Source organism: Klebsiella sp. Q2 (genome assembly GCF_009900705.1).
In the GTDB taxonomy this organism is placed as follows: Bacteria; Pseudomonadota; Gammaproteobacteria; order Enterobacterales; family Enterobacteriaceae; genus Klebsiella; species Klebsiella quasipneumoniae.
The window spans coordinates 1,394,870-1,421,091 of the sequence record NZ_JAAABE010000001.1 but is presented as its reverse complement, the minus strand read 5'-3'; the positions used below and the strand labels follow the sequence as shown (position 1 = coordinate 1,421,091).

27 protein-coding genes and 1 pseudogene are annotated in these 26,222 nt (G+C 57.4%); 18 read left to right on the top strand and 10 right to left on the bottom strand.

What is annotated here, in order from left to right; translation table 11 throughout:
* The first annotated feature begins 209 nt into the window (after positions 1-209).
* From brnQ to malZ, 3 genes are all read left to right on the top strand, one after another.
* Complete coding sequence (brnQ, locus tag GT756_RS06920; protein ID WP_004204859.1) at positions 210-1,529, top strand: branched-chain amino acid transporter carrier protein BrnQ; 1,320 nt, start codon at positions 210-212, stop codon at positions 1,527-1,529.
* An 86-nt stretch (positions 1,530-1,615) separates the two neighbouring features.
* Complete coding sequence (gene proY / locus GT756_RS06915) at positions 1,616-2,989, top strand: proline-specific permease ProY (RefSeq protein ID WP_114465140.1); 1,374 nt, start codon at positions 1,616-1,618, stop codon at positions 2,987-2,989.
* Between the two features lie 151 nt (positions 2,990-3,140).
* The gene (gene malZ, locus GT756_RS06910; RefSeq protein WP_004204856.1) at positions 3,141-4,958 is read left to right on the top strand and encodes a maltodextrin glucosidase; all 1,818 of its coding nucleotides are present in this window, start codon (positions 3,141-3,143) and stop codon (positions 4,956-4,958) included.
* Here malZ and GT756_RS06905 read toward each other — a convergent pair.
* Entirely contained in the window at positions 4,955-5,857 is a 903-nt protein-coding gene (locus GT756_RS06905; protein ID WP_004204855.1) for a LysR substrate-binding domain-containing protein, read from the bottom strand. The genes malZ and GT756_RS06905 overlap by 4 nt on opposite strands.
* Before the next feature lie 265 nt (positions 5,858-6,122).
* Here GT756_RS06905 and GT756_RS06900 point away from each other — a divergent pair, with 265 nt between their 5' ends.
* The 3 genes from GT756_RS06900 (at position 6,123) to GT756_RS06890 (ending at position 9,386) form a co-directional block, all read left to right on the top strand.
* Positions 6,123-6,764 carry a hydrolase gene (locus tag GT756_RS06900; protein ID WP_002890357.1) on the top strand — a complete coding sequence of 214 codons (642 nt, stop codon included), beginning with the start codon at positions 6,123-6,125 and terminating at the stop codon, positions 6,762-6,764.
* A gap of 183 nt (positions 6,765-6,947) precedes the next feature.
* On the top strand, positions 6,948-7,493 hold the full coding sequence (locus tag GT756_RS06895) for an antibiotic biosynthesis monooxygenase (protein WP_004204853.1): 546 nt from the start codon (positions 6,948-6,950) through the stop codon (positions 7,491-7,493).
* Between the two features lie 24 nt (positions 7,494-7,517).
* Positions 7,518-9,386, top strand: a complete 1,869-nt coding sequence (locus GT756_RS06890; protein ID WP_160124626.1) for an amidohydrolase — start codon at positions 7,518-7,520, stop codon at positions 9,384-9,386.
* A 58-nt stretch (positions 9,387-9,444) separates the two neighbouring features.
* Here GT756_RS06890 and fba read toward each other — a convergent pair whose 3' ends face one another.
* From fba to GT756_RS06865, 5 genes are all read right to left on the bottom strand, one after another.
* Entirely contained in the window at positions 9,445-10,299 is an 855-nt protein-coding gene (fba, locus tag GT756_RS06885) for a class II fructose-1,6-bisphosphate aldolase (protein WP_072140532.1), read from the bottom strand.
* A 35-nt stretch (positions 10,300-10,334) separates the two neighbouring features.
* Positions 10,335-11,297, bottom strand: coding sequence for a carbohydrate kinase family protein (locus tag GT756_RS06880; RefSeq protein ID WP_004204849.1), 963 nt, complete (start codon positions 11,295-11,297; stop codon positions 10,335-10,337).
* Positions 11,298-11,362: 65 nt separating this feature from the next.
* Positions 11,363-12,754 (bottom strand): PTS ascorbate transporter subunit IIC, encoded by a 1,392-nt coding sequence (locus GT756_RS06875; protein ID WP_004204848.1) that lies wholly within the window; start codon positions 12,752-12,754, stop codon positions 11,363-11,365.
* A gap of 20 nt (positions 12,755-12,774) precedes the next feature.
* Positions 12,775-13,062, bottom strand: a complete 288-nt coding sequence (locus GT756_RS06870; RefSeq protein WP_017898931.1) for a PTS sugar transporter subunit IIB — start codon at positions 13,060-13,062, stop codon at positions 12,775-12,777.
* 5 nt (positions 13,063-13,067) lie between these two features.
* Entirely contained in the window at positions 13,068-13,511 is a 444-nt protein-coding gene (locus GT756_RS06865) for a PTS sugar transporter subunit IIA (RefSeq protein ID WP_004204845.1), read from the bottom strand.
* 55 nt (positions 13,512-13,566) lie between these two features.
* On the opposite strand from GT756_RS06865, the gene GT756_RS06860 reads away from it, so the two are divergent.
* Positions 13,567-13,713, top strand: a complete 147-nt coding sequence (locus GT756_RS06860; RefSeq protein ID WP_048326257.1) for a hypothetical protein — start codon at positions 13,567-13,569, stop codon at positions 13,711-13,713.
* A gap of 144 nt (positions 13,714-13,857) precedes the next feature.
* Here GT756_RS06860 and GT756_RS06855 read toward each other — a convergent pair whose 3' ends face one another.
* The gene (locus tag GT756_RS06855) at positions 13,858-14,460 is read right to left on the bottom strand and encodes a peroxiredoxin (RefSeq protein ID WP_004178733.1); all 603 of its coding nucleotides are present in this window, start codon (positions 14,458-14,460) and stop codon (positions 13,858-13,860) included.
* Positions 14,461-14,587: 127 nt separating this feature from the next.
* Positions 14,588-15,169 carry an ACP phosphodiesterase gene (acpH, locus tag GT756_RS06850; RefSeq protein ID WP_004204843.1) on the bottom strand — a complete coding sequence of 194 codons (582 nt, stop codon included), beginning with the start codon at positions 15,167-15,169 and terminating at the stop codon, positions 14,588-14,590.
* 88 nt (positions 15,170-15,257) lie between these two features.
* Here acpH and GT756_RS25795 point away from each other — a divergent pair.
* The 8 genes and pseudogenes from GT756_RS25795 (at position 15,258) to GT756_RS06815 (ending at position 22,174) form a co-directional block, all read left to right on the top strand.
* A pseudogene (locus GT756_RS25795) lies at positions 15,258-15,373 on the top strand (hypothetical protein).
* 64 nt (positions 15,374-15,437) lie between these two features.
* A complete protein-coding gene (gene queA / locus GT756_RS06845) occupies positions 15,438-16,502 on the top strand; it encodes a tRNA preQ1(34) S-adenosylmethionine ribosyltransferase-isomerase QueA (protein WP_004204841.1) in 1,065 nt (354 codons plus the stop codon).
* Positions 16,503-16,612: 110 nt separating this feature from the next.
* On the top strand, positions 16,613-17,740 hold the full coding sequence (tgt, locus tag GT756_RS06840; RefSeq protein ID WP_002890395.1) for a tRNA guanosine(34) transglycosylase Tgt: 1,128 nt from the start codon (positions 16,613-16,615) through the stop codon (positions 17,738-17,740).
* Between the two features lie 22 nt (positions 17,741-17,762).
* Positions 17,763-18,095: a preprotein translocase subunit YajC gene (gene yajC / locus GT756_RS06835; RefSeq protein ID WP_002890398.1), complete on the top strand. Its 333-nt coding sequence runs from the start codon at positions 17,763-17,765 to the stop codon at positions 18,093-18,095.
* Positions 18,096-18,121: 26 nt separating this feature from the next.
* A complete protein-coding gene (gene secD / locus GT756_RS06830) occupies positions 18,122-19,969 on the top strand; it encodes a protein translocase subunit SecD (protein WP_004204840.1) in 1,848 nt (615 codons plus the stop codon).
* Between the two features lie 10 nt (positions 19,970-19,979).
* A complete protein-coding gene (secF, locus tag GT756_RS06825) occupies positions 19,980-20,951 on the top strand; it encodes a protein translocase subunit SecF (RefSeq protein WP_004204839.1) in 972 nt (323 codons plus the stop codon).
* A 137-nt stretch (positions 20,952-21,088) separates the two neighbouring features.
* Positions 21,089-21,454 carry a VOC family protein gene (locus GT756_RS06820; protein ID WP_004204838.1) on the top strand — a complete coding sequence of 122 codons (366 nt, stop codon included), beginning with the start codon at positions 21,089-21,091 and terminating at the stop codon, positions 21,452-21,454.
* Positions 21,455-21,478: 24 nt separating this feature from the next.
* Positions 21,479-22,174: a YafY family protein gene (locus GT756_RS06815; RefSeq protein ID WP_004204837.1), complete on the top strand. Its 696-nt coding sequence runs from the start codon at positions 21,479-21,481 to the stop codon at positions 22,172-22,174.
* A 42-nt stretch (positions 22,175-22,216) separates the two neighbouring features.
* Here GT756_RS06815 and GT756_RS06810 read toward each other — a convergent pair whose 3' ends face one another.
* Positions 22,217-23,101 carry a nucleoside-specific channel-forming protein Tsx gene (locus GT756_RS06810; protein ID WP_004204836.1) on the bottom strand — a complete coding sequence of 295 codons (885 nt, stop codon included), beginning with the start codon at positions 23,099-23,101 and terminating at the stop codon, positions 22,217-22,219.
* A 300-nt stretch (positions 23,102-23,401) separates the two neighbouring features.
* On the bottom strand, positions 23,402-23,941 hold the full coding sequence (locus GT756_RS06805; protein WP_004204835.1) for a DUF3251 domain-containing protein: 540 nt from the start codon (positions 23,939-23,941) through the stop codon (positions 23,402-23,404).
* A gap of 147 nt (positions 23,942-24,088) precedes the next feature.
* Between GT756_RS06805 and nrdR the strand changes: the two genes are divergently transcribed.
* From nrdR to ribE, 3 genes are all read left to right on the top strand, one after another.
* On the top strand, positions 24,089-24,538 hold the full coding sequence (gene nrdR / locus GT756_RS06800) for a transcriptional regulator NrdR (RefSeq protein ID WP_002890417.1): 450 nt from the start codon (positions 24,089-24,091) through the stop codon (positions 24,536-24,538).
* Positions 24,539-24,541: 3 nt separating this feature from the next.
* Positions 24,542-25,645, top strand: a complete 1,104-nt coding sequence (ribD, locus tag GT756_RS06795) for a bifunctional diaminohydroxyphosphoribosylaminopyrimidine deaminase/5-amino-6-(5-phosphoribosylamino)uracil reductase RibD (protein WP_160124625.1) — start codon at positions 24,542-24,544, stop codon at positions 25,643-25,645.
* Between the two features lie 87 nt (positions 25,646-25,732).
* The gene (ribE, locus tag GT756_RS06790; protein ID WP_001021161.1) at positions 25,733-26,203 is read left to right on the top strand and encodes a 6,7-dimethyl-8-ribityllumazine synthase; all 471 of its coding nucleotides are present in this window, start codon (positions 25,733-25,735) and stop codon (positions 26,201-26,203) included.
* The last annotated feature ends 19 nt before the right edge of the window (positions 26,204-26,222 follow it).

Genomic DNA, 26,222 nt, shown 5'->3' with positions numbered 1-26,222 from the left:
TTAAAACGTTATAAGCGTTTAAATTGCGCCTGCGCAGTCGATGACAGACTGCTTTTGCGTGGTAATACCAAAAACAATTCTTTCCCACGCCGCTTCGGGAGCATATCTCGCTGAGTTTACCGGCAATCGCCGCTGTATCGTCCCTGAGAGGGTAGCGCGGTATTTTTCCATTTTTTTACAACACCACATCCACAGGCAGTAATGAATTTATGACCCATCAGTTAAAATCTCGCGACATCATAGCGTTGGGCTTTATGACCTTCGCGTTGTTCGTTGGCGCAGGCAATATTATTTTCCCTCCGATGGTTGGCTTACAGGCGGGCGAGCACGTCTGGACGGCGGCGATCGGCTTCCTGATCACTGCGGTGGGTCTGCCGGTGCTGACGGTGGTGGCGCTGGCGAAAGTCGGCGGCGGCGTTGAAAGCCTGAGCACCCCGATTGGTAAAGTGGCGGGTATCCTGCTGGCGGTGGTGTGTTATCTCGCGGTAGGACCGCTGTTCGCGACCCCGCGCACCGCGACCGTCTCTTTTGAGGTCGGGATTGCGCCGCTGACCGGCGACGGCCCGCTGCCGCTGCTGATCTACAGCGTTATCTACTTCGCGCTGGTGATCCTGGTCTCACTCTATCCGGGCAAACTGCTGGATACGGTGGGAAATTTCCTTGCGCCGCTGAAAATTATCGCCCTGATTGTGCTGGCGGTCGCCGCGGTTGTCTGGCCGGCGGGCCCGATCAGCGACGCGATGGAAGCGTATCGTACCGCGCCATTCTCCAATGGCTTCGTCAACGGCTACCTGACCATGGACACCCTCGGCGCGATGGTGTTCGGGATCGTGATTGTCAATGCCGCACGCTCCCGCGGCGTCAGCGAAGCGCGTTTGTTGACCCGCTACACCGTCTGGGCGGGCCTGATGGCAGGCGTCGGTCTGACCCTGCTGTATCTGGCGCTGTTCCGTCTGGGCTCTGATAGCGCCACCCTCGTGGACCAGTCCGCTAACGGCGCGGCAATCCTCCACGCTTACGTGCAGCATACCTTCGGCGGGGCGGGTAGCTTCCTGCTGGCAGCGCTGATCTTCATCGCCTGCCTGGTGACGGCGGTGGGGCTGACCTGCGCCTGCGCTGAGTTCTTTGCCCAGTATCTGCCGTTCTCCTATCGCACGCTGGTCTTCATCCTCGGCCTGTTCTCGATGGCGGTCTCCAACCTTGGTCTGAGCCACCTGATTCAGGTGTCGATTCCGGTGTTGACCGCTATCTATCCGCCGTGTATCGCACTGGTTGTATTAAGCTTTACCCGCAGTTGGTGGCATAATTCGTCACGTGTTATCGCGCCGGCCATGTTTATCAGTCTGATGTTTGGTATCATTGACGGGATTAAGTCATCGGCGTTTGCCGCTATCCTGCCGGCCTGGACCGCGCGTCTGCCGCTGGCGGAGCAAGGTCTGGCCTGGCTGATGCCGACCGCCGTGATGGCGATCCTCGCGGTGATCTGGGACCGTGCCGCCGGACGTCAGGTGACCTCCAGCGCGCACTAACCGGCGTTGAGGACAAGCGTTTAACCACGGGACTTCGGGTTCCGTGGTTTTTTATTTTTTGTGTTAAACGGCATTGAAAAACCACGATGGAAAGTAGTAACAAGCTTAAGCGCGGGCTAAGCACCCGGCACATCCGCTTTATGGCCCTGGGTTCCGCCATCGGCACCGGGCTTTTTTACGGTTCAGCCGACGCGATTAAAATGGCCGGACCCAGCGTACTGTTGGCCTACATTATCGGCGGCGTCGCGGCATATATCATTATGCGCGCGCTCGGTGAGATGTCGGTGCATAACCCTTCCGCCAGCTCATTCTCCCGCTATGCTCAGGAAAACCTCGGCGGACTGGCGGGCTATATCACCGGCTGGACCTACTGCTTTGAAATCCTGATCGTCGCCATCGCCGACGTCACCGCCTTCGGTATCTACATGGGCGTCTGGTTCCCGACGGTGCCGCACTGGATCTGGGTGCTCAGCGTGGTGCTCATCATCTGCGCCGTCAACCTGATGAGCGTCAAGGTGTTTGGCGAGCTGGAGTTCTGGTTCTCGTTCTTCAAAGTGGCCACCATCATCATTATGATCCTCGCCGGGTTCGGCATCATTATCTGGGGGATCGGCAACGGCGGCAAGCCGACGGGCATTCATAACCTGTGGAGCAACGGCGGCTTCTTCAGCAACGGTTGGCTGGGAATGGTGATGTCGCTGCAGATGGTGATGTTCGCCTACGGCGGTATCGAAATCATCGGTATTACCGCCGGTGAGGCGAAAGATCCGGAGAAATCCATTCCACGCGCTATCAACTCGGTGCCGATGCGCATTCTGGTGTTCTATGTCGGCACGCTGTTTGTCATTATGTCTATCTATCCGTGGAACCAGGTGGGTACCGACGGCAGCCCCTTTGTCCTGACCTTCCAGCATCTGGGCATTACCTTCGCGGCCAGCATTCTTAACTTCGTGGTCCTGACGGCCTCGCTGTCGGCGATTAACTCCGACGTGTTCGGCGTGGGCCGTATGCTGCACGGCATGGCCGAGCAGGGGAGCGCGCCGAAGGTGTTCGCTAAAACCTCGCGTCGCGGTATTCCGTGGGTGACGGTGATGGTTATGACCATTGCGCTGCTGTTTGCGGTATACCTAAATTACATCATGCCGGAAAACGTCTTCCTGGTGATCGCCTCGCTGGCCACCTTCGCCACCGTGTGGGTGTGGATTATGATCCTGCTGTCGCAGATTGCCTTCCGCCGCCGTCTGTCGCCGGAGGAGGTCAAAGCCCTGAAATTCAAAGTTCCCGGTGGGGTGGCAACCACGGTTGTCGGCCTGCTGTTCCTGGCGTTTATTATCGCCCTGATCGGCTATCATCCGGACACCCGCATCTCGCTGTACGTCGGTATGGCGTGGATTGCACTGCTGCTGCTGGGCTGGGTCTTTAAGACCCGTCGTGAGCGCCGCCTGGCGCAGGCACAGTAATCAACATCGCCCCGGTCTGCATCGCGCGACCGGGGCGGCTTGCCGACCCGCGTCCTCCCCCGTTATCCTCCCCCAAAAAATCCTGTGACGATGAGTTCTGCGCCTGACGGCTATGGCAAGGTGTGCCCATTCTGCACAATGAGGATTCACGATGTTGAAGGCATGGCACCTTCCGGTTGCACCCTTTATCAAGGTGCAACAGGACCGACTGTTTATTACCCTGTGGTTGAGCGGTGAGTCGCTGCCGCAGCGGATCACGCTGCGCGCGGAAGAAGATAACGAAGAGCTGTCGCTGCCGATGCAGCGCCTCCGCCAGGCGCCGAGGCCGGGTGTGGTGGCATGGCGCGGCGAAATCTCTCTCGCCAGCGGTCAGCCGCGCCGCCGCTACAGCTTTAAGCTACTGTGGGCCGACCATCAGCGCTGGTTTACGCCGCAGGGCTTCAGCCGTTTCCCGCCGGCCAGGCTGGAGCAGTTCGCCGTCGACCTGCCGGACGCTGGCCCGCAGTGGGTGGCCGATCAGGTTTTCTACCAGATTTTCCCCGATCGCTTTGCCCGCAGCGCTGCGCGTGACGCCGAACAGGATGCGGTCTATTACCATCACGCGGCGGGACGGGAGATTGTGCGCAAGGCGTGGGACGAACCGCTTACCGGCGAGGCGGGCGGGTCGACGTTCTACGGCGGGGATCTCGACGGCATCAGCGAAAAACTGCCTTACCTGAAGCAGCTCGGCGTCACCGCCCTGTATCTGAACCCGGTCTTCGCCGCCCCCAGCGTGCATAAATACGACACCGAGGATTATCGGCGCGTCGATCCGCAGTTTGGCGGCGACGCGGCGCTGCTCCGCTTGCGCCACAACACCCAGCGGGCGGGGATGCGCATGATCCTCGACGGCGTGTTCAACCATACCGGCGATTCCCATCCCTGGTTCGATCGCCACCAGCAGGGCAGCGGCGGCGCCGGCCACCATCCGGACTCCCCGTGGCGCGACTGGTTTACCTTCTCCGGGGAGGGGCAGGCGCACAACTGGCTGGGCTATGCCAGTCTGCCGAAGCTCGACTATCGGTCGACCAGCCTGGTCAACGAGATCTATGCCGGCGAGGACAGCATCGTACGCCACTGGCTGAAGGCGCCGTGGAGTATGGACGGCTGGCGTCTGGACGTGGTGCACATGCTGGGCGAAGGCGGCGGGGCGCGGAATAACCTGCGGCATATCGCCGGCATCACCCAGGCGGCGAAACAAACGCAGCCGGAAGCCTTTGTCTTTGGCGAACATTTTGGCGACGCGCGCCAGTGGCTGCAGGCGGATGCCGAAGATGCGGCAATGAACTACCGCGGCTTCACCTTCCCGATCTGGGGATTCCTCGCCAATACCGATATCTCTTACGATCCGCAGAAGATAGACGCCCAGACCTGTATGGCGTGGATGGATAATTATCGCGCCGGGCTGTCGCATCAGCAGCAGCTGCGGATGTTCAACCAGCTCGACAGCCATGATACGGCGCGTTTTAAATCTCTCCTTGGCAAAGACGTAGCGCGTCTGCCGCTGGCGGTGGTGTGGCTGTTCAGCTGGCCCGGGGTACCGTGTATCTACTACGGCGATGAGGTGGGCGTAGATGGCAATAACGATCCGTTCTGCCGCAAACCGTTCCCGTGGGATCCGGCGCTGCAGGATACCCAGCTGCTGGCGCTGTATCAGCGAATGGCGAAACTGCGTAAAGCCCACCAGGCGCTGCGCTACGGCGGCTGCCAGGTGATTTACGCCGAGGATAACGTGGTGGTGTTTGTCCGCGTCTACAAACAGCAGCGGGTACTGGTGGCGATTAACCGCGGCGAAGCCTGCGAAGTGGTTATCGAGGATTCGCCGCTGTTGGACGTGGGAGCCTGGACGCTGCAGGAGGGCGCCGGCGCCTTCCATGACGGGGTACTGACGCTCCCGGCTATCTCCGCCTGCGTCTGGTCCGGTCGTTAACGATAGAGCTGGCTCAGCAGGTCGTCGCGGAGGAGCGCCTCCCGCCACCAGCGCTGAGCCAGCCCGTCATTCCCGCTGCGCCAGGCCATGTAGGTGATATCTTTTTCCCGCCAGCCGGCGACGCTTTTCTCCACCAGACAGCCTTTTTCCAGCCACGGGCGGGCGATATGACGCGGCAGAAAGCCGCAGCCCAGCCCGGCGCACAGCAGTTCGACTTTGCTGGCGAAATCATCGACGCCGATTTGCGGCTGTTCATCAAGCAGATTGCTGTTCAGCGGATGGCAATAGCGGGCGCTGTCGCGGATTACCACCGCCCGGTGCTGGCTGAGCTGCTTATTGCTGAGCGGCGTTTCCGCTCCGGCCAGCGGGTGGGCCGGGGCGACCACGAAAATGTTATCCAGCGCGCCGAGGGTTTGCCATGACCACTCGGCAGAGGTGGGCGGCTCATTGATGGCGCCGAGGATAATATCCGCGCCATGGTGGGTCAGCTCTTCCCATGAACCGGCGAGGGTGTGATGACTGAAGTTCAGCCGGGTCTGCGGGTTTTGCGCGTAGAACTCGGCGATCAGCGGCAGCAGGGCCGAAAAGGGAAACGAGGCGTCGAGGGCGATCGCCAGCTCTCGCTCCCAGCCCGCGCTCAGCTGCTGGGCCTGCTTTTCCAGATCTCTGGCGGCGCTTAAAAGCTGTCGCCCCTTCTCCAGCATCAGCCGCCCGGTATCAGTAAATTTTGCCCGATGGCCGGAACGATCCAACAAGACGATCTCCAGATCGCTCTCCAGCTTCTGGATCATATAGCTCAGAGCGGCGGGGGTTTTATACAGCGACTCTGCGGCGGTGGCGAAGGATCCGTGTCGGTCCAGCGCATCAAGGATCATCAGAACATCAAAGTTTACGCGCATCAGGAGTTTCCATTCATTAATTTCCCCTTGTTGTACCTAAGCGCAATAATCAATGCCAGTGAATAAATCAGAACAGTTTGCCGTAAAATTTTGATGAACGCTGGCATGAGTAAATACTAACCGCTGACAAAATATAAACCACAAAAAAACTTTAATAACTTGTTAGAAATAACTGGCTATACTCACCATGCTTTATCAGTCAGGATCTACACGACGCATTAACCATCATGTCATCTTTTTAACTAATTGATTAAGAAGGTATTTAATGTCTATTCGTGAACTGCTCGATCCCACTAATTCCGCCCTTATCTTTATTGATCATCAGCCACAGATGTCATTCGGCGTGGCGAATATCGATCGCCAGACCCTCAAAAATAACACCGTGGCGCTGGCTAAAGCCGGCAAAATTTTTAATGTACCGGTGATTTACACTTCCGTAGAGACCAAAAGCTTCAGCGGTTATATTTGGCCGGAATTATTGGCCGTGCATCCTGACGTCAAGCCGATTGAGCGTACTTCAATGAACTCCTGGGAAGACGATGCCTTCGTTGCGGCGGTGAAAGCGACCGGCCGTAAAAAGCTGGTGATCTCCGCTCTGTGGACCGAAGTTTGCCTGACGTTTCCGGCGCTGATGGCCCTGGAGGCGGGCTACGAAGTGTATGTGGTCACCGATACCTCCGGCGGTACCTCTGTCGACGCCCATGAGCGCTCCATTGACCGGATGGTGCAGGCGGGCGCGGTGCCGGTGACCTGGCAGCAGGTGCTGCTGGAGTACCAGCGCGACTGGTCGCGCAAAGCGACTTACGATGCGGTGATGGACCTGGTGCGCGAACACAGCGGCGCCTACGGGATGGGCGTGGATTACGCTTATACCATGGTGCATGGCGCGCCAGAGCGTAAAGCTTAAATACACTTCATCCTTCAGGCTGCCTCTTTGTTAGCTGGGTTTGCCCGCCCCGGTCACTGACTGATGTCAGCTCCCGGGACGTGCCGGCTTGCCGCCTCGACGCAGCATGAATGACGTTGTGTATGGTCATCTATGGCTAATGGCGAGAATCAGCCTGCCATTCCCCTGAAGCAAGGAATCTTTATGGCGCAGCAAAAATCGGTGACCCTGGTCATCAGCCATCTGCTCGATCCGCAACACGGCCAGCGCTACGAAGAGTGGCTCGGCAAAATCATGCCCATCGCGGCTGAGTTTCCCGGTCATCTCGGGGCGAATGTGATCCGGCCCGCCGCAGGGCAGAATCTGTGGAGCGTGATTATCCGCTTCGACACCCTGGAGCATCTCTATGCCTGGACGCAGTCGGAAACCCGTCGTCAGCTGGTGGCGGAAATTGCCCCGCTGCTGACGGAGGGCGATCGGACGGAGGTGCGGACCGAACCGGCATTCTGGTTTACCCCGCCGGTGGCGAATGTGCGCCAGCCGCGGCGCTGGAAACAGTTTCTGATCACCCTGCTGGTGATTTTCCCCAGCACCAACCTGGTGCCGACGGTGACCGGCATGCTGTTGCCGTCGCTTAAGGGGAGCCTGCTGCTGCACCTGATCAATGATGCCTGCGTGGTTGCGCTGGTGGTCTGGTTCTGGATGCCCATCGTGACCCGCCTGTTTGCTGGCTGGTTGAAGAAAAACTGAGTCAGCCTCCCCAAGGAGTGTGTTATGTCGCAAACTGCCACACTGATTCTGACCCACGGCCAGATTCATACCCTCGATCGTGCGAATCCGCTGGCGGAAGCCGTGGCCATCGCCGACGGAAAAATTGTTGCCACCGGAAGCCACAATCGGATCATGAGCTTTGCCGCCGAGGGAACGCAGATCGTCGATCTCAAAGGGCATACGGTGATCCCGGGCCTCAACGATTCTCACCTGCATCTGATCCGCGGAGGGTTGAACTACAACCTTGAGCTCCGCTGGGAGGGCGTGCCCTCTCTGGCCGATGCCCTGCGAATGCTTAAGGATCAGGCGGATCGCACACCGTCGCCGCAGTGGGTGCGGGTGGTCGGCGGCTGGAGCGAATTCCAGTTCGCCGAACGACGGATGCCGACCCCGGAAGAGCTAAACGACGCGGCGCCCGATACGCCAGTGTTTGTGCTACATCTCTACGATCGCGCACTGCTGAACCGCGCGGCGCTGAAAGCCGTGGGGTATACCAAAGAGACGCCGGATCCGGTGGGCGGAGAGATCGTCCGCGATAGCCACGGCAACCCGACCGGGATGCTGATTGCCAAACCAAACGCCATGATCCTCTACGCCACCCTGGCCAAAGGGCCGAAGCTGCCGCTGGATCTGCAGGTGAACTCCACCCGTCAGTTTATGCGCGAGCTGAACCGACTGGGGCTGACCAGCGCCATCGACGCCGGGGGCGGTTTCCAGAACTACCCGGAAGATTACGAAATTATCGAGCAGCTGCACGCAAAAGATCAGATGACCGTGCGCATCGCCTACAACCTGTTTACCCAGCGACCGAAGCAGGAGCTGGAGGACTTCGAGCGCTGGACCGATATGCTGAAGCCGGGGCAGGGAACCGATTTCTATCGCGCCAACGGCGCCGGCGAGATGTTGGTGTTTTCGGCGGCGGATTTTGAAGATTTCCTGCAGCCGCGGCCGGATTTGCCGCAAGGCATGGAAGATGAGCTGGAGCGGGTGGTGCGCCATCTGGTGGAACATCGCTGGCCGTTCCGCCTGCATGCCACCTACGACGAGTCCATCAGCCGGATGCTGGACGTGTTTGAGAAGGTGAACCGTGACATTCCGTTTAATGGCCTGCACTGGTTCTTCGATCATGCCGAGACCATTACCGAGCGCAACATTGAGCGGGTGAAGGCGCTGGGGGGCGGCATTGCGGTGCAGCACCGGATGGCCTTCCAGGGCGAATATTTTGTCGATCGCTACGGCAAAGAGGCGGTGAAACATACGCCGCCGGTAGCGAAAATGCTGGAGCTGGACGTACCGGTAGGGTTAGGGACCGATGCCACCCGCGTCGCCAGCTATAATCCGTGGACCGCGCTGTACTGGCTGGTCTCCGGGCGCACCGTTGGCGGGATGGTGATGTATGACGACAACAACCGCCTGCCGCGCGATGTCGCGCTGGAGCTGTGGACGGCGGGCAGCGCCTGGTTCTCCAGCGAGCAGGGTAAAAAGGGCCATCTGGCCGCCGGTCAGCTTGCCGATCTGGTGGTGCTGTCGAAGGACTATTTCAGCGTCGCGGAAGAGGAGATCAAAGGCATTGAGTCGGTGCTGACGGTGGTTGATGGCAAAGTGGTGTACGCCGCCGGTCACTTCTCGCCGCTGGCGCCGCCGCCGATCCCGGTGCTGCCGGAGTGGTCGCCGGTGGTGAAGGTCCCGGGCCATTACCGTTCCGCTCCGCCAGCGGCGGCCAAAATTGGCGCCATAGTGCAGATGCACCAGTGCTGCGGTAGCTGCGGTGTCCACGGCCATCAGCATGATATCGCGCGAAAATCGTCGATCCCGGTCTCCGACGAGCAGGCCTTCTGGGGCGTGCTGGGTTGCTCCTGCTTTGCCTTCTGATGCCTGACGCCTCCGCCCCGGTTGCTAAGGGGCGGAGGTCTCAGCCACCTTTCACGCATCAATAGCGCTGCTGTGAGCCAAAAAGCGCCATGCGGCGGGCAATCATTTCGCGTACTGGCTGCAGTCCCTGGGCGATCACTTTCCGCGGATCGTTCACATCGTGCCCGGTATCGGCAGCAAAGATCGCCTTCACCTGCTGGCACCAGGCGTACATATTTTCGGTATTAACGTTAATCTTGGCGGTGCCGCAGGCAATCGCCCGGCGCATATCCTCATCGGCAATACCGGTGCCGCCATGCAGCACCAGCGGAACCTTCACCCGCTCGGCAATGGCTTTCATCTCGGTAAATCCCAGTCGGGCTTTGCCTTTATACAGGCCATGGGTGGAGCCCAGCGCGGCGGCGAGGCAATCCACCTGGGTTTCTGTCACCAGGGTATAGCACTCCTGCGGATCGGCGTAGATGACTTCGGAATTGACAATGCCGTCTTCACTGCCGGCGATAGTCCCCAGTTCGGCCTCCACGGAGATACCTTTGCTGTGCGCCAGCGTCACCAGATGGTGAGTAATGGCCAGGTTTTCCCTGAACGGCAGATGCGAGCCATCAAACATAATGGAACTGAAGCCGGCGGCGATCGCCGCTTCGCAGGCCTCCCGGGAGGTGCCATGATCCAGATGCAGCGCCACCGGAACATCAATATGCAAATACTCCATGGCGTTAACTACGATGTCATGAATACATTTTAACCCGAGCATATGCTTAACCGTGCCGCCGGACACGCCCAAAATAACCGGTGAGCGGCACTGCTGGGCAGTGCTTAATACGGCGCCGACCCATTCCAGATTATTAATGTTGAACTGACCGACGGCGTAGCCGTCCCGCAGGGCATGCTGAAGCATGTCCTTCATCGACACTAACATATTCACCTCTTGATATTTATTAAATGCAGTTATTCTTCAAAATATTGCTTTAAGTTTCTCTCGTAGTTATTTAACGAGTGGTGGACGACCGCCAGGTCCGGCATAGATTCCCGTACCCCTTTTTTCTCAATAGAAATGGCGGCGGTCAGGCTGGCAAATAAAATAATATTATCTATGTGCCATGAGTAGTGGACGCCATAGGTGAAGGCACCGTGAAATACATCTCCGGCTCCGGTGGTATCAACGGCATTGCACAGCCAGGAAGGAACGATCTGCAGCATACCGCTTTTTAAAAAAGCGCAGCCTTTTTCGCCAAGGGTAATAAATGCTTCACCGCGGCAAATTTTATTCAGCTCAATCAGCGCCGCTTTAATTTCTGCTTCGGTGCTCAGCGAGCGATAGCTCATATAATCGCGGGCAAAATGTTCGCTCACTACAAAATAGTCGGTCCAGGCTGCGAGTTTTATATTGCTGGCGCGCAGTGACCCGCCGTCCATCACCACTCTGGCGTTCGGCAGTTTCTTAATTAAATATTCACTGATTTCCGGCTCATGGCCGTCAATTAAAATGGTGACCGGCTCCTCGGCGGCAATCAGTCGTTCGGCGAGGTCGTCCAGTTTGAGCTTTTGATCGTAGGTCAGGGAAGGCGGTGTCTGCATCTTGCGGGTAATAATCGTCCGCGAACCCGTTAAGCGATTGACCAGCACCGAGGCCAGCGGGGTGATCATGTCATCGGAGAAAACCACCTGGCTGGTATCCACCCCCGCTTCGGCAAACTCATCGATAATGCGCTGACCGTAAAGGTCCTGATGCAGATGGCCGATGTAATAGACCTCCTCACCCCATAATCCCAGCAGCCATGCCGCATTGGCCGCCGGGCCGCCGCCGCTTTCTATAAAATCATGACAAAAGTTTTTGGTATTCTCCTGGGGCCATTCATTGAGAAAGAAAAACTGATCGAAACAGGCAAATCCAATGGACAAAATAGCCATAACCACTCCTGATTATTTGTCAGCGGCGGGAAGCGTGACCTTCCCGCAGGGAAAAATGACCTCGCTTATTCATTTTTCTGCTTGGCAGTAAGCTCCTCATAGCTGAGCGTGTTGCCCACTACCCGTACCTGACGGAAGCAGAAAGGCACCAGCAGCGCGACGAGCAGCGCCAGACAAATCAGGTAGATAGTGACCTGGCCAAACTGGGTGAACGCGTTACCGATAATGATGCCCCACACTGCGAAGTCGAAATCGGCGAAGGTGCTGTTTTCAAACCCGAGGTTGCCGAGCGCCGGCAGCAGCATCGCCGGCAGGAAGGCGAGGAAGATCCCGCCGATAAAGGCGGCGATGATACACCCGCGCTTACCGCCCAGCTTGTCGGCAAAGACCCCGGAGGTGCCGCCGCAGAAGAAGTGCGGCACCATGCCGGGAATAATCAGCGCCATGCCCAGTCCGCCGAGCATGAGCATCCCGACCAGACCGCCCACAAAGGAGCTGATGAATCCCACCACCACCGCGGTGGGGCTAAAGGTGAAGAACACCGCGCAGTCAACGGCCGGGATGGAGTCCGGGATCAGTTTCTGGCTGATGCCCTGGAATGCCGGCACCAGATCGCCGAGGATCAACCGCACGCCGTTGTAGACAATGGCTACGCCAACGGCGAACTGCAGACCGGTCAGCACGGAGAAGATCAGCATATTCTGGTCGGTGATGGTGCTCAGGTACGCCGACCCGGCGACAGCGCTGCAGATGAAGTAGATAACAAACATCACGATACCGGTGGTGACGGTGGTATCGCGCAGAAATCCCCATTTCTCTGAGATTTCGGTATCGGCGAAGGAGTTTGCCGGATTGCCGGTCCGGCTGGCGATCCACGCCGAGAGGTAGTAGCCCAGGGAGCCGAAATGGCCCATGGCGATCCCGCCGTCTTCGGTTACCTGCCTGGTGTAACGCTGGCCAATGGCCGGGGAAATGGCCGACCATGAGCCCAACAGGAATCCGCCGATCAGGATCAACATCCAGCCCTGGAACTCCGCCGCCTGCAGGACGGCGGAGAACAGGCAGGCGAGAAAGAACGAATGATGGCCGGTGAGAAAGATATATTTATATTTGGTGCAGCGGGCTATGATCAGGTTGAAAATAAAGCCCAACAGCAAAATACTCATGGTTTCCACGCCCAGCATTTTCTGGGCGACGGAGACAATGGCTTCATTATTAGGAATAACGCCGCGGATATTAAATCCAGCTTCGATAATACCGCCCAGCGGGTTGAGATTGGCAACGATAACGCCTGCGCCAGCGCTCAGCATCAAATAGCCTAAAATCGGCTTTAATGTACCGGTAAGGAGTTTGTTGCCGGGGGAGCGCAGCGCCACTAAGCCAACGAAGGCGATAAGCCCCATTAAAAAAGCGGGTTGACTGAATATTTCCGTTAAGAAACTAAGAATAGCCTGCATGGTCGTTCCCTCTATGCTGATTAAGAGTGAGTCGCAGCAATTTTCATCAGCGCGTCGGTAATATCCTCGGCGATTTTTGCTTTATGGACGTAGCTGCGAATAATGGCGACATGACAGTGGGCCGGAAATTGATTTGCCAGTTCTTTGATCGTGACGTAAAGGTCGGCTTTTTCCCCGACGGCGTTAGCAAAATCGACCGAAGCGACGTCCGCTTTGATACCTAATTCTTCACAGATCTTCTTCACATTATTCGCAGCCATCAATGAACTGCCAATACCGTTACCACAAACCGTTCTGATAACTAACATAATGACTACTCCATTTGTTTTTGGATGAAATGTAAGACTGAATTCACGTCATTTTCCTGCTGAAGAAAAGTCACGATATCTGACTCGATCAGCGAGGCAATCAGTTGGATCATTTTGATATGACTGTCAGCATCGGCGCCGGCGATCGCGATGACGACGGTAACCGGATCGAACTCATCGTGGCCGAAGGTCACTGGCGTGGCGGTGGTGACAAGCGAAAATCCGGTCTGCAATGCCCCTTTTTCCGGGCGGGCGTGCGGCATGGCAATCCCGTCATCTATCACGATGGCGGCGCCAAAATCCTCGTATACTGTCAGCATCTCGTTGACATATTCGGCGCTGCAAATCTGGCGCCTGGCGAGTAATGAACCCGCCAGTTCGATGGCCTCCTCCGCATGGGAAATATTCTGCTTCAGGGCGATTAACGTCGGGTCAAAAATAATATCCATTCTCTTCTCCTGAACGTATTCCTGTTCCTGAGTAAAATCATGACCAAATACATTGATAAAAATGATGGATGGGATCACATCCGCGGTTTTAAATATTGATGGCGATCACATCGACGGCAAAGTGCTGGCTGAAAATCATATAAATAATTTATTTGTTTTTCAGTGTGTTATGAAATGGTTGAGATTTAACGCTGAAATTTGACAGAGAAAAAATGAGAGGCAGAGCGAAATTTTTCAGCAGAAGTGTATTGCTGGTCACAAATATCAGCGGGTCATTTTCTTAAATTTTGACGCCGCTAACAAAAAAGGCCCGCTTGAGCGGGCCTTTTATAAAAACGTGTGTCGATTACAGGCTGGAGACGTTTTCGGTCAGGTATTTTGCCACGCCTTCCGGAGAGGCAGCCATACCTTCTTTTCCTTTTTCCCACTGCGCCGGGCAGACTTCGCCGTGCTCTTCGTGGAACTGCAGCGCGTCAACCATGCGCAGCATTTCGTCGATGTTACGGCCCAGCGGCAGGTCGTTAACCACCTGGTGGCGAACCACGCCGTTGGCGTCGATCAGGAAGGAGCCGCGCAGCGCTACGCCTTCGTCCGGATGCTCGATACCGTAAGCTTTCTGGATTTCACGTTTGATGTCGGCAACCATCGCGTATTTAACCGGGCCGATACCGCCCTGGTCTACCGGGGTATTACGCCATGCGTTGTGCACGAACTCGGAGTCGAAGGAAACGCCAACCACTTCCACGCCGCGTTTCTGGAATTCTTCGTAACGTTTGTCGAACGCGATCAGCTCAGACGGGCAAACGAAGGTGAAGTCCATCGGCCAGAAGAACAGAACGGTAGGTTTACCGTTGGTGTGCTGTTTGAAATTGAATTTCTCAACGATCTCACCATTACCCAGCACAGCGGCTGCAGTAAAATCCGGCGCTTGACGAGTGACCAGAACCATTTGATTCTCCTGTAATTACTAAGGTTATTTGGAACGCAACGCGGGCAAGTATAGAGCCTGTCCGCCAATAACACAAAGAGGCGCTGACAATCGTTCAGCCAGCTTTTACCTATCAATGTCGCAGCGATTACAGCTGTTTGTTTTTCGCCTGACGCATCATCTGCGGATAAAAGCGCCAGAACTGCCCCTCCAGCCGGTCGTAGTGAGTATCCAGATCCTGCCAGGAGTCGCGCAGCGCCTCGAGACGCGGGCGGCGGCTGGCCATGCCATTGAGCACGCGCTGAATAAAATCCATCTCCTGGTAGCGCTCCAGCCAGCGCTCCGACCAGAGGTATTGATTGAGATTGACGAAGCGGGGCGGCGAGTCGGGCAGGATCGGCACGATCTGCCGCTCGGCGTAGCGCACGAACTCGTCCAGCGGCAGGTCTGGGGAGAGTTGCGCCCAGTGCTGCGACAGGAAATGATCCCACATGACGTCGAGGGTGATGGGGGCGACGCGGCGGGTCTGCGGGCGAAACCACTCCCGCGCCTCTTTGACTTCCGCCAGGTTGTCAGTCAGCACGTCAATTCGCCGATGCATATAGATGCCATCGACGATCGCCGCCGGATAGTCGCCCTGCGGGTTGCCGCGCACAAAGTCGGCCATCAGATTGCCGGGCAGCGAACTGTCGGCGAGATGGGCCAGGTGCAGGTGGGCGAGAAAATTCATAGCGACGACATCCTTTAAATACTTTATGGCGAGCAGAGTGAGCGGTGTAGCGCTGCGCGTCGCCCTGAACGGCAGCCCCGGTGCCCGAATGGCGTGCTGTCTGGCCGCGCGCGGCCCTCTGCCACCGGTGATGCATTCGGCTGCCGCATGGCGGCATTCGGAATGATTTGGAATATAGATTATGTCATTCGTCCGGAGGGGTAAAGGTTGCAGGCAGAACGCCCCGGCACTAGACTACCCGCCTCTTTATTCAGTCTGAGTTACCGTCATGCGCGTTACCGATTTTGCTTTTGAACTACCCGAATCTCTGATCGCCCACTATCCGATGCCTGAGCGCAGCAGCTGCCGCTTACTTTCCCTGGACGGGCCGACGGGCGCGCTGACGCATGGCACCTTCACCGACATCCTCGATAAGCTCAATCCCGGCGATCTGCTGGTGTTTAACAACACCCGGGTGATCCCGGCGCGTCTGTTCGGTCGTAAGGCCAGCGGCGGCAAGATCGAAGTGCTGGTGGAGCGGATGCTGGATGATAAGCGCATCCTCGCCCATATTCGCGCCTCGAAAGCGCCGAAGCCGGGCGCCGAGCTGCTGCTGGGCGACGACGAGAGCATTCAGGCCACCATGCTGGCGCGTCACGGCGCGCTGTTTGAAGTGGAATTTAACGACGAGCGCCCGGTGCTGGAGATCCTTAACGGGATTGGCCATATGCCGCTGCCGCCCTACATTGACCGCCCGGATGAAGACGCTGACCGCGAGCTCTATCAAACCGTCTACGGCACCAGGCCGGGTGCGGTAGCCGCCCCGACCGCTGGTCTGCACTTCGACGAACCGCTGCTGGATAAACTGCGCGCCAAAGGCGTTGAGATGGCGTTTGTCACCCTGCACGTGGGCGCGGGTACCTTCCAGCCGGTGCGCGTCGACAGCATTGAAGAGCACACCATGCACTCTGAATATGCGGAAGTGCCGCAGGAGGTAGTCGATGCGGTGCTGGCGGCGAAGGCGCGCGGCAATCGCGTGATCGCGGTGGGCACCACCTCGGTACGCTCGCTGGAGAGCGCGGCGCAGGCGGCGAAAGACGCCCTGATTGCGCCGTTCTTCGACGATACGCAGATTTTCATCTACCCGGGTTATCAGTACCAGGTGATCGATGCGCTGGTAACCAACTTCCATCTCCCTGAATCCACACTGATTATGTTGGTGTCGGCGTTTGCGGGTTATCAGCACACCATGAACGCCTATAAGGTAGCGGTGGAGCAGAAATATCGCTTTTTTAGCTACGGGGATGCGATGTTTATCACGTACAATCCGCAGGCTATTTCTGAGCGTCCCTGAAGAGGCCGGCCCGCCGGCTTTTTGGACGCCATGACGCATTTTTTTAGCCACGGAATCATTCCGTGGCGAGTATGAAAACGTCGGACTGTTTTTCTGACGCAGGAGCAAGCATGAAATTTGAACTGGATACCACCGACGGTCGCGCCCGCCGCGGTCGCTTGGTGTTTGAGCGCGGCGTGGTGGAAACACCTGCCTTTATGCCCGTTGGCACCTACGGCACCGTCAAAGGGATGACGCCGGAAGAGGTGGAAGCCACCGGCGCGCAGATTATTCTCGGCAACACCTTCCACCTGTGGCTGCGCCCGGGTCAGGAGATCATGAAGCTGCACGGCGATCTGCACGATTTTATGCAGTGGAAAGGACCGATCCTGACCGACTCCGGCGGCTTCCAGGTGTTCAGCCTTGGCGATATCCGTAAGATCACCGAGCAGGGCGTGCATTTCCGCAACCCGATCAACGGCGATCCGATTTTCCTCGATCCGGAAAAATCCATGGAGATTCAGTACGATCTCGGCTCTGATATCGTAATGATCTTCGACGAATGTACGCCGTATCCGGCGGACTGGGATTACGCCAAGCGCTCAATGGAGATGTCTCTGCGCTGGGCGAAGCGCAGCCGTGACCGTTTCGATAGCCTTGGCAATAAAAATGCGCTGTTCGGCATCATTCAGGGCAGCGTTTACGAAGATTTACGTGATATCTCGGTGAAAGGTCTGGTAGAGATTGGCTTTGATGGCTACGCTGTCGGCGGTTTGGCGGTCGGCGAGCCGAAGGAAGACATGCACCGTATTCTGGAGCACGTCTGCCCGCAGATCCCGGCCGATAAACCACGATACCTGATGGGCGTCGGCAAGCCGGAAGATCTGGTGGAAGGGGTACGTCGCGGTATCGATATGTTCGACTGCGTCATGCCGACGCGCAACGCGCGTAACGGCCACCTGTTCGTCACCGACGGCGTGGTGAAAATCCGCAACGCGAAGCACAAAAGCGATACCGCGCCGCTGGACGCCGAGTGTGATTGCTATACATGTCGCAATTATTCACGCGCTTACTTGCATCACCTTGACCGTTGCAACGAAATATTGGGCGCGCGTCTCAATACCATTCATAACCTGCGCTACTATCAGCGTTTAATGGCTGGTTTACGCAAGGCTATCGAAGAGGGTAAATTAGAGAGCTTCGTGACCGATTTTTACCAACGTCAGGGGCGCACCGTGCCTCCTTTGAACGTTGATTAATTTTAATAATGAGGGAATTTCAATGAGCTTTTTTATTTCTGATGCGGTAGCGGCAACGGGTGCACCGGCGCAGGGCAGCCCGATGTCTCTGATTCTGATGCTGGTGGTGTTCGGTCTGATTTTTTACTTCATGATCCTGCGTCCACAGCAGAAGCGCACCAAGGAACATAAGAACCTGATGAACTCCATCGCCAAAGGTGATGAAGTGCTGACCAACGGCGGTCTGGTCGGTCGTGTGACCAAAGTAGCGGAAACTGGCTACATTGCTATCGCGCTGAACGATACCACTGAAGTGGTTATCAAACGTGACTTCGTTGCTGCCGTTCTGCCGAAAGGCACCATGAAGGCGCTGTAATCTAACTTTTCCCAAAGGGAACTGCCGTGTTAAACCGTTATCCTTTGTGGAAGTATGTCATGCTGGTCGTCGTCATTGTCGTCGGCCTGATCTATGCGCTTCCCAACCTGTATGGTGAGGATCCGGCTGTTCAAATCACTGGCGCGCGCGGCGTCGCCGCCAGTGAGCAAACGCTGATCCAGGTCCAGAAAACTTTACAAGAAGAAAAAATAACCGCGAAGTCTGTGGCACTGGAAGAGGGCGCTATTCTTGCGCGCTTCGACACCACTGATACCCAGCTGCGTGCGCGTGAAGCGCTGCTTACCGTGCTGGGTGACAAATACGTCGTGGCGCTAAACCTTGCTCCGGCAACCCCACGCTGGCTGGCGGCACTCTATGCCGAACCGATGAAGCTGGGTCTTGATCTGCGCGGCGGCGTGCACTTCCTGATGGAAGTCGACATGGACACCGCGTTAGGCAAACTGCAGGAACAGAACATCGACAGCCTGCGCAGCGAGCTGCGCGACAAAGGCATTCCTTACGCGACCGTGCGCAAGGAAGACAACTACGGTCTGAGCATCGTCTTCCGCGACAGCGCGGCGCGCGACCAGGCTATCTCTTATCTCAGCCCTCGCCATCGCGATCTGGTGATCTCCTCTCAGGGTGACAACAGCCTGAAAGCGGTGATGACCGATGAGCGCCTGAAAGAAGCCCGTGAGTACGCGGTTCAGCAGAACATTAACATTCTGCGTAACCGTGTGAACCAGCTAGGCGTCGCCGAACCGCTGGTTCAGCGTCAGGGCGCTGACCGCATCGTCGTTGAGCTGCCGGGTATCCAGGATACCGCGCGGGCGAAGGAGATCCTTGGCGCGACCGCGACCCTCGAGTTCCGTCTGGTCAATACCAACGTTGACCAGTCCGCCGCCGCCTCTGGCCGCGTACCGGGCGACTCGGAAGTGAAGCAGACGCGTGAAGGCCAGCCGGTGGTGCTGTACAAGCGGGTGATCCTGACCGGTGACCATATCACCGACTCGACCTCCAGCATGGATGAGTACAACCAGCCGCAGGTCAACATCTCGCTGGACAGCGCGGGCGGTAACATCATGTCCAACTTCACCAAGGACAATATCGGCAAGCCGATGGCGACCCTGTTCGTGGAGTATAAAGACAGCGGTAAGAAAGACGCCAACGGTCGGGCTATCCTGGCGAAAGAGGAAGAGGTGATTAACATCGCCAACATCCAGTCGCGTCTGGGTAACAGCTTCCGTATTACCGGTATCAGCAACCCGAACGAAGCGCGCCAGCTGTCGCTGCTGCTGCGTGCCGGCGCGTTGATTGCGCCGATTCAGATCGTCGAAGAGCGGACTATCGGCCCAACCCTTGGTATGCAGAACATCAAGCAGGGTCTGGAAGCCTGTCTGGCCGGCCTGGTGGTCTCCATCCTGTTCATGATCCTCTTCTATAAGAAGTTCGGTCTGATTGCGACCTCGGCGCTGATTGCCAACCTGGTGCTGATTGTCGGCATTATGTCCCTGATCCCGGGGGCGACGCTGACCATGCCGGGCATCGCGGGTATCGTGTTAACCCTTGCGGTGGCGGTCGATGCTAACGTTCTGATCAACGAGCGCATCAAAGAAGAGCTGAGCAACGGGCGTACCGTTCAGCAGGCGATTGACGAAGGTTATCGCGGCGCGTTCAGCTCGATCTTCGACGCCAACGTGACGACGCTTATCAAAGTGATCATCCTGTACGCGGTCGGTACCGGTGCCATTAAAGGGTTTGCGATTACCACCGGTATCGGTATCGCGACCTCAATGTTTACCGCTATCGTCGGCACCCGTGCCATCGTGAACCTGCTGTACGGCGGCAAGCGCGTTAAAAAGCTGTCTATCTGAGGAGTACGTTGTGGCACAGGAATATACTGTTGAACAATTGAACCACGGCCGTAAAGTCTGGGACTTTATGCGCTGGGACTACTGGGCCTTCGGCATTTCAGGTTTTCTGCTGATTGTGTCGATCGCCATCATCGGCGTCCGCGGCTTTAACTGGGGTCTCGATTTCACCGGCGGTACGGTGATCGAAATTACCCTTGAGAAGCCGGTCGATCTCGACCAGATGCGCGATTCCCTGCAAAAAGCGGGCTTTGAAGAGCCGCAGGTGCAGAACTTTGGCAGCAGCCGCGACATCATGGTACGTATGCCGCCGGTGCATGACGCCAACGGCAGCCAGGAGCTGGGCAGTAAGGTCGTGACGGTGATTAACGAATCGACCAGCCAGAACGCAGCGGTGAAGCGCATTGAGTTTGTCGGCCCGAGCGTCGGCGCGGACCTTGCGCAAACTGGCGCCCTGGCGCTGATTGCCGCGCTGGTCTGTATCCTGATCTACGTCGGCTTCCGCTTCGAATGGCGTCTGGCGGCGGGGGTGGTTATCGCCCTGGCGCACGACGTGGTGATCACCATGGGCGTGCTGTCGCTGTTCCATATCGAAATCGACCTGACCATTGTGGCCTCGTTGATGTCGGTTATCGGCTACTCGCTGAACGACAGTATCGTGGTATCGGACCGTATCCGTGAAAACTTCCGTAAGATCCGCCGCGGTACGCCGTACGAGATCTTCAACGTGTCGTTGACCCAGACGCTGCACCGTACCTTGATCACCTCCGGGACCACCCTGATGGTGATCCTGATGCTGTTCCTGTTCGGCGGCCCGATTCTGGAAGGCTTCTCGCTGACCATGCTGATCGGTGTTTCCATCGGTACGGCTTCTTCTATCTACGTCGCCTCCGCGCTGGCGTTGAAGCTGGGCATGAAGCGCGAGCATCTGCTGCAGCAGAAGGTGGAAAAAGAAGGGGCGGACCAGCCGTCAATTCTGCCGTAATACGGTTCAGTTGAAATAAAGCAATCCCGGCCCAGGCGGCCGGGATTTTTTTTGCCCGCGACAAAACCTGCTGACAGTATGCTGTCAGGAGCCCTCCCATACACTCCTTTTGAACTCAATAACGAGCAGGAGGAAGTATGAATAACGTGATTAACTGGTTTGAAATTCCGGTCGCCGATATGGATCGCGCCGTCGCGTTTTATGAGCCGGTGATGCAGGTGACGCTGCGTCGCGAAACCATGGACTGCGCCGAGCTGGCGGTGTTCCCGCATCAGGACCCGGCCCCCGGCGGCGCGCTGGCCAAATTTGAGGGTATCGCGCCTTCAGCGCAGGGCGCTATTATTTACCTGCATACAGACCATCTTGCCGCCACACTCGACCGCGTCGCCTCGGCGGGTGGGGCGTGTGTTTTCGGGCCGCTGACGCTGCCGAATAATATTGGCACCATCGCGCTGTTTACTGACAGCGAGGGCAACCGCGTCGGCCTGCACCAACCGGCTTAACCTGAACTTTTTGTGAATTGAAACATGACCCGACGCGCCGACCGTTTATTTCAGATTGTGCAGATCCTGCGCGGCAGGCGGCTCACCACCGCCTCGCTGCTGGCGGAGCGGCTGGGCGTGTCGGAGCGCACCGTGTATCGCGATATTCGCGATCTCTCCCTCTCCGGCGTGCCGGTGGAGGGGGAGGCGGGTAGCGGCTACCGGCTGCTGGCGGGCTACGATCTGCCGCCGCTAATGCTGACCACCAAAGAATCCGAAGCGCTGATCGCCGCGATCCGGCTGCTGAAAACCTGGGGCGGCGAGGCGCTGTCGCAATCGCTGGAATCCGCTCAGGAGAAGATGCTGGCGATCCTGCCGGAGGCGCGCCGGCGCCAGGCGGAGCAGACCCGCCTGTTTGCCCCCGATCTCGGCGCCCATCGCTATGCCAAAACCTTCTTTGACATCATTCATCAGGCGGTCTCCGGCCAGCAGGTGCTGGCGTTGCGCTATCAGGATGAGTCCGGTCGGGTGACCGAGCGCGACGTGCTGCCGCTGGGGCTGTTTTTCTGGGGGGAGCGCTGGCTGCTGGTAGCCTGGTGTGAGCTGCGCAATGATTATCGCAACTTTCGCCTCGACCGCTGTCTGGCGGTCAGGGCGACCGAGCGTCGATTCAGCGAGTGCGCCGACCGCTCGTTAAATGATTTTCTGCGCAAGGTTCGGTGCGACGTGTGGGAGAAATAAAAACGCCCGGATGGCCCGGGCGTTGTCTTGCCGTTTCAGCAATTAGAAGTTGTAACCAACCACGAAGTAACCACCCCAGCCGGTTGAGCGGACGCTGAAATCGCCATCGCCGAAGTTCAGCTTGGCATCGTCAGCCCACTGGCCGCCGTTATGGAAGTAACGGGCCACTACCGAGTAGTGCCAGTGCGCGTAGTTCAGCGCCAGGATGTGGCTGGAGGCGATGGAGTTGCTGGTGCGCGCGTGCTTCCCGTTCAGATCGTAGAAGTTGTCATCGCCGAGGTCAGAACCCCAGTCGAAGTTGGTGAAGCCGATGTAGCTCAGCGAACCGCCCCACAGGTCGGTCAGCGGCACAAAGTATTTCACTTTGAAGCGGTAGCCGTCCCACTCGTTCTCATTGGACGCGCCGTAGTTCTGCCACTGGTATTTGGCGTAGACGTTCAACGACAGGCTCATCGGCAGGCCGGTGTCGATATCGGTACCCAGACCCATATACCAGGTGCTCTGCTCCTGGGAATCATTGCGGCCCATATCGTAGATATAGTTGTTCGCGAAATACCACTCTTTGAACGGCCCGAAGCTCAGATCGGTGTTGGTCAGCTTGTCGATAGAGAAGCGCGGTTCGATCTCCATAAACAGCGGAGAACCGTTGTTCCAGATACCTTTTGCCGTGCTATTGCCGCCGAAGAACACCGGAGCATCGATATAGCCGTAAAAATCAAACCAGTCTTTTTTGGCGAACGCTTCGTATTCCAGATAGGTATCGTTACGGATCTGCGGTCCGAAACGGGTGTGGTAGCTCCCTACCACGTTAACACTCTGGTGCCACCAGTCAGACAGATACTGCGGTTTGTCGTTTTCTGCCGCGCCCGCGGTAAAAGAAGTGGAGAGCGCCACAACCGCACCCGCTGCCAGTAATGTTTTTTTCATAGTAATGCCACTGTTTAAATTGAGCCTGAAGGCGTTAAAAGAAGTGCCGAAGCGTTTCTAAATATTTCGTCTTTCTGTGGGGGTCTATTATAGGAATCATTGCTCACAAAAATACGTGTTGTTTCACATAACCAGAACATGCGTAATCGATTGCGTTCACGATTCTATGCATTTCTTGACAAAATGCTACTGAAAATCGCGATGCAGAACGATTTCTAATGAACTCTTGTGAAAAGTTGTAAGTGGAGAAGAATGACGGGGCAGGATGTCGCCGGGCAGGGGAAAGCCCGGCGCAAAGGCTTACTGTGCGGCGGCGGGCTGGATATCGTGGACGCGAATAAAACCGACTTTGTCCGGCGTCACGTTCAGGCGCAGCGGGATGTTGACATCGCTGGGTGCGAGGATGCTGGCCGGGGCGCTGATCAACTGATCCTGAACATTTACTTCCTGGTAGCTGTGGGTAGTGCCGGTGATCTGTCCGGAGGCGACGGTGGCGGTAAAGGCCGGCAGCGGATCGTTGGATTCGCCCTGAATACGCAACGTCAGGCGTGACCCGTCGCCATCCGGCGTAATGCTCGCCACCGACATGCGCAGGGTGCCGATCTGGCTCTCCAGCCGCGCCGGGGTTTTCGCCTCCGGCAGCAAATAGACGCCGCGGGTAGATTTCGCGTTCAGCGCGTTTTGCTGGGTAATTTTGATCGTTTGCTGATTGAGCTGGGTCATCTCCTGGCTCAGGGTGCTCACGCTCTGGTGCATCTGGCGGATTTCGCTTTGCTGGGCGCAGGCGGTAAGGGTAAACAGGCTGCCCGCGATGGCGAGTTTCAGGTAACGTCTTGTCATGGTCAGGATTCCGTTTGCAGAGGATGCTTAATGGTAGCCAAACCGCCTGTCTCTCCCATAGATCCTTTGTCTCAAAAGCTCTTTCTTTGTAGTCAGGTCACTTCGCGGTAAACTACCCTTCAGTTTAACTACCTGTCAGGACGCGCTATGCATTGCCCTTTCTGTTTCGCCGTGGATACCAAAGTGATTGACTCTCGTCTGGTGGGGGAAGGCTCTTCCGTGCGTCGCCGTCGGCAGTGTCTGGTCTGTAATGAGCGCTTTACCACCTTCGAAGTGGCGGAGCTGGTGATGCCCCGGGTGGTGAAGAGTAACGATGTGCGTGAACCCTTCAACGAAGACAAGCTGCGCAGTGGGATGCTGAAAGCGCTGGAGAAACGTCCGGTCAGCGCCGATGACGTCGAAATGGCGGTCAACCATATCAAAACCCATCTGCGCGGCACCGGCGAGCGCGAAGTGGCCAGCAAAATGATCGGCAATCTGGTGATGGAACAGCTGAAAAAACTGGATAAAGTCGCCTATATTCGCTTCGCGTCGGTCTATCGCAGCTTCGAAGATATCAAAGAATTCGGCGAAGAGATCGCCCGCTTACAGGACTAAGCCATGCAGGACGAAATGTACATGGCGCGTGCGCTTAAGCTCGCCGCCCGCGGTCGCTTTACCACCCATCCTAACCCTAACGTTGGCTGTGTCATTGTAAAAGACGGCGAGATCGTCGGCGAAGGGTTCCACTATCGCGCCGGCGAGCCGCACGCCGAAGTGCACGCCCTGCGGATGGCGGGGGAACAGGCGCGAGGCGCCACCGCCTATGTCACCCTTGAGCCCTGCAGCCACCACGGCCGTACGCCGCCGTGCTGCGATGCGCTGATTGCCGCCGGCATCAGCCGCGTGGTCGCCGCGATGCAGGATCCGAACCCGCAGGTGGCGGGGCGCGGCTTGTACCGTCTGCAGCAGGCCGGTATTGAAGTCAGCCACGGGCTGATGATGAACGAGGCGGAAGCGCTGAACAAGGGCTTCCTGAAGCGGATGCGCACCGGTTTTCCCTGGGTGCAGCTCAAGCTGGGCGCTTCGCTGGACGGCCGCACGGCGATGGCCAGCGGCGAAAGCCAGTGGATCACCTCCCCGCAGGCGCGACGCGACGTGCAGCGTCTGCGAGCACAGAGCCATGCCATCCTGACCAGCAGCGCCACCGTGCTGGCGGACGATCCTGCGCTGACCGTGCGCTGGCAGGAGCTGAGCGCCGATACCCAGGCGCTGTATCCCGAAGAGAATTTGCGCCAGCCGCTGCGCGTCGTGATCGACAGTCAGAACCGCGTCACGCCTGAGCATCGTATTGTGCAGCAGGCGGGGGAAACGCTGTTTGCCCGCCTGGGCGCCGATGAGCGCCAGTGGCCGGACAGCGTGCGCACGCTGCTGGTTCCGGAACATAACGGCCATCTCGATCTGGTGCTGCTGATGATGCTGCTTGGCAAACAGCAGATCAACAGCGTCTGGGTGGAGGCGGGGGCCACGCTCGCCGGGGGGCTGCTGCAGGCGGGGCTGGTCGACGAGCTTATCGTCTATATTGCGCCTAAACTGTTAGGCAATGCGGCGCGTGGATTATGCGCGCTGCCGGGGCTTGAAGAACTGAGCCAGGCGCCCCATTTTAAATTCAATGAGATACGTCAGGTTGGCCCGGATGTCTGCCTGCATTTAACCACTGCGTGAGGCTTTGCTGATTATTAGGAAGCAGCGCTCAGAATAATATGATAAAATCCGCCCCCCTTGCGGGGCACATGAACCCGAAGGAAGAGTATGAACATTATTGAAGCTAACGTTGCTACCCCGGACGCTCGCGTCGCCATCACCATTGCGCGTTTCAACAACTTTATCAATGACAGCCTGCTGGAAGGTGCGATTGACGCCCTGAAACGCATTGGTCAGGTAAAAGATGAAAACATCACCGTTGTTTGGGTTCCAGGCGCGTATGAGCTGCCGCTGGCGGCTGGCGCACTGGCGAAAACCGGTAAATATGACGCGGTGATCGCGCTGGGTACGGTGATTCGCGGCGGTACCGCCCACTTTGAATATGTGGCAGGCGGTGCCAGCAATGGCCTGGCGCACGTCGCTCAGGACAGCGAAATCCCGGTAGCCTTTGGTGTTCTGACCACTGAAAGTATTGAACAAGCCATTGAGCGCGCTGGCACCAAAGCCGGTAACAAAGGCGCAGAAGCTGCGCTGACCGCGCTGGAAATGATTAACGTATTGAAAGCCATCAAGGCCTGATTTTTGTAAGGGGAATTCC